We start from the raw sequence: 6,556 nt of genomic DNA on the forward strand, positions 1-6,556 counted from the left end.
AATTAAAAAAGCTAGAAAAAACGATGCGATCATCGAATTTTCTAGCTCTTATTTATTCTTCGTCTTATTCTGCTTCTTCAGAGAATTGACTGTTATATAGATTCGCATAGAAACCATCTTTAGCTAATAATTCTATATGGTTTCCTTGCTCAATGATTGAACCTTTGTCCATCACTAAGATTAGATCCGCATCGCGAATGGTTGATAATCGATGGGCAATTACAAAGCTTGTGCGATTTTCCATTACTTTATCCATCGCTTTTTGAATCAAGGCTTCGAGACGTGTATCAACAGAACTTGTCGCTTCATCTAAGATTAAAATTTTCGGATCAGAAATGACTGCACGAGCAATCGTCAGCAATTGTTTTTGACCAAGAGAAACATTATCACCTTCTGAGTTAATCATCATGTCATAACCGTCTGGCATTGTCCGAATGAAATGGTTAACGTTGGCTGTTTTCGCCGCATCGACCACTTCATATTCCGTAGCATCCAATTTCCCAAAACGAATATTATCAGCAATTGTCCCTTCATAAAGCCAAGCATCTTGTAAAACCATCCCAAACAATGAACGTACATCACTACGATGCATTTTTTTCGTATCAATGCCATCAATTTTAATTGCTCCTTGATTGACATCATAAAAACGCATTAACAAGTTAATTAAAGTCGTTTTGCCTGCACCTGTTGGACCAACAATCGCAACGGTCTGTCCCGCTTTTACAGTAAAATTCAAGTTCTCGATTAATGGTTTGTCCGGCGAATAAGAAAAGGCGACATTTTCAAAAGTTACTTCGCCTCGTACCGTTTCTGGTACCGGAATATTAACTTCATTTTGCGTTTCTTCTTGTTCGTCTAAGATTTCAAAAACACGTTTGGCAGAAGCCGATGCACTTTGTAGCACTGCAGAAAGTTGGGTGATATTCCCCATTGGTTGACTGACTTGCCAGACGTATTGAATAAATGCTTGTAATTGTCCAACCACAATTGCCCCACTCATGACGTAAAAACCACCGACTACCGCAACCATAATATAGGCTAAATAAGCGGTTAAGGAAACAAGTGGCATCATTAAACCTGAAATGAACGCTGCTCGGAAACCATAATATTGCAATTTATGATTCGTTTGTTTAAAGCCTTCTAAAGCCTCTTTCTCACGTCCATACACTTTTAAAACACTAAAACCAGTCATTGTTTCTTGAACATAGCCGTTTAGTTCCCCTAAAGCATTTTGCATATTATTGAAATAAGATTGTGATTTTGACACAACAATTTTTGAAATAATCAATGACGCTGGAATCATGATAACCGCTAAAAGTGCCATCGTGGAATTAATGTAAAACATCATTCCGACAGCAATCACGATACTCAAGACCGCATTGAAAATACCAATCATTGCTTGTTGCATTGCCCCACCGACAGCATCGACGTCATTCGTCACACGTGAAAGCACATTCCCTTGTTTATTCTTATCAAAATAAGAGACCGGCAAGCGATTAATTTTTGCTTCAATGTCATGACGCAAATCTTTCATTGCTGACTGTACGACGTTTGTAATTAAAATTCCGGCGAATAATTGTGAAACACCATAGCCCAAACCAACGATAAAAATCCAAACGAGCGTCTTTTTTATGTATTCAAAATTTAATGGTTGACCTTCAGCTAAGTTTTTAGCCACTTCAGTCGTTGGTAGACCAGACACATACGGTAATAGGCCATTAAAAATAACTGTTCCCAAAGTGAATAAAATGACAAACGTAAAACCAACTTTATATGGTTTTAGGTAACTTAAAACACGTTTCAAAGAAGAAATATTTTTCATTTTGCTAATTCCTCCTCTGATAATTGTGATGCTGCAATATCATAATAAATTGGACAATTTGCTAATAATTCTTTATGTTTACCAATTCCAACAACATTACCTTCATTTAGAACAATAATCTTATCGGCATCCATAATTGTTCCAACACGTTGGGCCACAATTAAAGTCGTTGATTCCGTTGTTTCTTTCGATAAGCGTTCACGCAAGCGAGCATCAGTTGCATAATCGAGTGCTGAGAAACTATCATCAAAAATAAAGATTTCAGGTTGACGGATAATGGCACGCGCGATTGCTAGACGTTGTTTTTGTCCACCTGAGAAGTTCGCTCCACCTTCTGATACTTGTGTGTTGACCCCTTCTGATAGTTGAGAAATAAAATCAGATGCTTGAGCAATTTCTAATGCCCGTTCCATCTCTGCTGGTGTTGCATCTTCCTTACCGTAAAGTAAGTTTTCAGCGATTGTTCCTGTAAATAGTAAGGCTTTTTGAGGAATATAACCAATTTTTTTACGTAGGGCAGCTAACTGGTAGTCTCGAACATCGACACCATCGATTAAAATCTGACCTTGGCTAACATCATAAAAACGTGGAATCAATTGAATTAAAGTTGATTTTCCACTTCCGGTACTACCAATAAAGGCCACTGTTTCACCAGGACTTGCCGTAAAACTAATATTTCGGATAACCGGATTTTCAGAAGGACCTGGATAGGCAAAGGTCACATTTTTAAATTCTAAATAACCTTTTGTTTCAGTTGTTGTTACACCATTTTCTTTATCCTTAATTAAAGGATCTGCTGAAAAAGCTTCTTCAATACGATTAGCAGAAACAGCGGCTCTTGGATACATCATAAAGACCGTTGCAAAGAGCATAAATGAAAATAACGCATGGAAAATATATTCAATAAAAGCAATTAAATCACCCAACAACAAGTTACCAGAATCGATTTGAATACTTCCTGACCAAATAATTAGGATCATAACGATATTAAATAAGAAAAAGAAAGCCGGTTGCGCAACAGACATTAAACGAAAGAGCTTTTTAGAACTCTCAGTATACGCGTGGTTGACTTTTTCAAAGCGTTTTTCTTCAAATTTTTCGTTAACGAATGCTCGAACCACACGTAAACCTGATAAATTCTCACGTAAAATACCATTGATTCGGTCTAGATTCGTTTGTTGTCCACGTGAAATTGGTTCTGATTTTCTAGCAATAATTAATACCCCTATTAAAAGTAGCGGTAACGCGCCTAAAACGTACCATCCTAATGATGGGCTCGTACGGACAATCATGTACAGACTAACGGTAAACATTAACGGTGTTGTAAATCCCATCCGTAAAATATTTTGCATAAACAACATAATTTGGTAAGCATCATTTGTTACACGCGTAATTAAGGAAGATACACCAATTTCCTCATATTCGCTATGAGAATAACTTTGAATTTTTTCAAATAGATCATTACGAATACTCTCGACCATATTGGTTGTAATCCGTGCAGTAACATATCCCAATGAAATATTCATTATAATACCGATTAAAACAATACCTAACATCGTAAGACCCATTTGCTTTACGTAATCGGCATCGTTCTTTAAAATTCCGTTATCAATTATTCGGGCAAGCAAGGTCGGTAAGCCTAACTCGATTAAAATAAAACCGAACACAAACAAAAAGTTAAAAAATAATAACTTTTTATTTTTAATTGTATAACGCCACATTAACTTCATAAAATACCTCCTTCATTTCTAATCCTCTTTAACTATAACAAACGACTTGTCTAAAAAAAAGCTCGAATCATTTAATCTTACTTGTTTTTTTTACGAAAGTCGAGCACGGCAACTTTTTTTGTTTCATTCTTTACTTAGCGAATATTCACAAATACGAACATTCAATTGATAGCTTCAGCTTTTGAATTAGTGACTCTTTCTATACTTCTTTTGATTTCTATGATAAAATAAAAACAAATCCTGTATAGAAATACAGAAACGTTCGGTTGAATTTTTACATTAAACATACAGAAAGCATCGATGAGACTTTCTCTTTTTTCTCACTTACTGTCTGAAAAAAGTATATTCAAGTTATCTTTTACGAAAGGTCTGTCTCACATTGACCTTCATTTTGTTGCGTTAAAATTACAACCTTAAAAAATGCTTAGGCAAATAAAGGAGAATCTTACATGATTTATAAAGTTTTTTATCAAAAGAGCAAAGAGCAAAACCCTAAAAGAGAGCAAACACACTCACTTTACATTGAAGCAGAAAGTGAAGTTATTGCTCGCCAATTAGTTGAAGAAAATACCCCATACAATATCGAATTTCTTCAATTACTAGAAGGCAATCATTTAGAATATGAAAAAGAAAATGCAGACTTCACTTTGACGGAGTTTTAAAATGAAAGTTTCGCTAAAAAACAATGAAACGGGTGTCTTTGGCATCGGTGGTTTGGGCGAAATCGGAAAAAACTGTTATGGGGTTCAATTCCAAGACGAAATCATATTAATTGATGCAGGGATCAAATTTCCTGAAGATGAATTACTTGGAATTGACTATGTGATTTCTGATTATAGTTACATCGTCCAAAACTTAGCAAAAGTCAAAGGGCTAATTATTACGCATGGTCATGAAGATCACATCGGAGGTATTCCTTACTTATTACGTCAAGCGAACATTCCGATTTATGCTGGTCCCCTTGCACTTGCTTTAATTACAAACAAATTGGATGAGCACGGATTACTCCGTGATGCAACATTAAATGAAATTAATGAAGATACTGTCATCCGCTTTAGAAAAACAGCAATTAGTTTCTTTAGAACAACACACAGTATTCCAGATGCTCTGGGAGTCGTTGTTAAGACACCTTCTGGAAATGTCGTTGCAACAGGTGACTTCAAATTTGATTTCACACCGGTTGGTGAACCTGCCAATTTACATAAAATGGCAAGAATTGGTGAAGAAGGCGTTCTTTGTTTACTATCTGATAGTACGAATGCTGAAATCCCAACTTTTACAAAATCCGAAAAAACGATTGGTGCTTCAATCGTTAAAATCTTCGAGAAAATCGATGGTCGCATTATTTTTGCAAGTTTTGCCTCAAATATTTTCCGTTTACAACAAGCGGCAGATGCGGCAGTTGCAACGGGTCGTAAAATTGCTGTCTTTGGACGCAGTATGGAAAATGCGATTGTTAATGGCCAGAAACTAGGTTATATCAACGTACCAAATGGAACATTTGTTGATGCATCTGAAATTAATCGCTTGCCCGCAAATGAAACCATGATTTTATGTACGGGATCACAAGGTGAACCAATGGCTGCCTTAAGTCGGATTGCCAACGGAACACATCGTCAAATTCAAATTCATCCAGATGATACCGTGATTTTCTCTAGTTCACCAATTCCTGGTAACACAAAGAGTGTCAATCAACTAATCAACTTACTACTAGAAGCTGGCGCTCAAGTGATCCATGGTAAATTAAACAACATCCATACTTCTGGACATGGTGGACAAGAAGAACAAAAATTAATGTTACGCCTTATGAAACCAAAATACTTTATGCCTGTTCATGGTGAATTCCGTATGTTAAAAATTCATACAGAATTAGCACAAGATACCGGCGTGCCTCGTGAAAACTGCTTTATCATGGAAAATGGTGACATGTTAGCCTTAACTGCTGATTCTGCTCGCATGGCGGGTCACTTTAATGCAAATGACGTCTACATCGATGGTAGTGGTATTGGAGATATCGGGAACGTCGTCTTAAAAGATCGCCGTATTCTTTCAGAAGAAGGTTTGGTCTTGGCTGTCGCAACCGTTGATATTGAAAGAAAAGAAATTTTAGCGGGTCCAGATATTTTATCTCGTGGTTTTGTCTATATGCGCGAATCCGGTGAAATGATTAGTGAAGGTCAAACCGTCCTTTTCAATAGTTTAAGAGAAGCCTTAAACCAACCGAATTGTACTGAATACAAATTACGAGAAGCCATGTCTTCAGCCTTACAACCTTTCTTATATGAACGAACAGAGCGTCATCCAATGATTTTATCAATGGTAATGACACCTGAAAGTGAATAATTTCCTTAGAAACTTGATCATTTGGTTGTTCGTCAAATTGTGTTGATGGGCCCAAAATGAGTAAAAATAATCGTCAGAATCGGTAGAGGAAATTGTTTCTCTATCGATTTTTTTGACATTAGTAAAGAGGGGCGGAGCCTCCCGCTCCCCTGCGAAAAATCACCTTGTTGACAAAAGCTGCGAGACCGCTTCGAGCCTGTAGTCTCTCAGCTCGAAAGCTTCAAACTCTAGTTAAGTGCTAAAGCACTAAACCAGAGTAATTCACATTTCGTCTTTTGACGCAGCGGGAACAAGGTATTTTTCTTCGGTTCGCTACTGCTAGCTTCAAATGGTTTGTTAGTTATCCATATCAAGCCTTAGTGGGGGCGAAAATTAATCCCTGTATGATGTAGATTCGATCTCTTAAATGATAGAAGTTGCGATAACCATAGGAAACGCGTTTAATTAATTTAATTTTATTATTCAAGCCCTCGGTGACACCGTTAGAATAACGAAGCTCAAAAGCATTTTGAACCCCTTGCTTGTATTTCTTTAAGAAATATAATTTCTTTCGGAACCATTGCGGAAGAGCCTTATCCAATGTTTGAATCGTGGAGAAAAATCCATCTGTATCCTTCTTTTTCCGATAATAGTGGAGCAATTGAACCGCTTCGTAGGCAAG

At 36.8% G+C, this 6,556-nt stretch carries 5 protein-coding genes; 2 read left to right on the plus strand and 3 right to left on the minus strand.

Annotated elements, in window-relative coordinates:
• Positions 1 to 64 precede the first annotated feature (64 nt).
• Together ACFO3L_RS00490 and ACFO3L_RS00495 are read right to left on the minus strand one after the other, a co-directional pair.
• Positions 65 to 1,822 (minus strand): ABC transporter ATP-binding protein, encoded by a 1,758-nt coding sequence (locus ACFO3L_RS00490; RefSeq protein ID WP_379962834.1) that lies wholly within the window; start codon positions 1,820 to 1,822, stop codon positions 65 to 67.
• Positions 1,819 to 3,552, minus strand: a complete 1,734-nt coding sequence (locus ACFO3L_RS00495; protein WP_379962835.1) for an ABC transporter ATP-binding protein — start codon at positions 3,550 to 3,552, stop codon at positions 1,819 to 1,821. Before ACFO3L_RS00495 ends, ACFO3L_RS00490 begins: the two co-directional genes overlap by 4 nt.
• 449 nt (positions 3,553 to 4,001) lie before the next feature.
• Between ACFO3L_RS00495 and ACFO3L_RS00500 the strand changes: the two genes are divergently transcribed.
• On the plus strand, positions 4,002 to 4,214 hold the full coding sequence (locus ACFO3L_RS00500; protein ID WP_379962836.1) for a DNA-directed RNA polymerase subunit epsilon: 213 nt from the start codon (positions 4,002 to 4,004) through the stop codon (positions 4,212 to 4,214).
• A 1-nt stretch (position 4,215) separates the two neighbouring features.
• The gene (gene rnjA / locus ACFO3L_RS00505; protein ID WP_379962837.1) at positions 4,216 to 5,895 is read left to right on the plus strand and encodes a ribonuclease J1; all 1,680 of its coding nucleotides are present in this window, start codon (positions 4,216 to 4,218) and stop codon (positions 5,893 to 5,895) included.
• 349 nt (positions 5,896 to 6,244) lie between these two features.
• On the opposite strand, the gene ACFO3L_RS00510 is transcribed toward rnjA, so the two are convergent.
• A partial coding sequence (locus ACFO3L_RS00510; RefSeq protein WP_379962838.1) for a transposase occupies positions 6,245 to 6,556 on the minus strand: 312 nt, incomplete at its 5' end.

The sequence above is a fragment of the Enterococcus eurekensis genome, from assembly GCF_042654605.1.
GTDB lineage: Bacteria > Bacillota > Bacilli > Lactobacillales > Enterococcaceae > Enterococcus_I > Enterococcus_I eurekensis.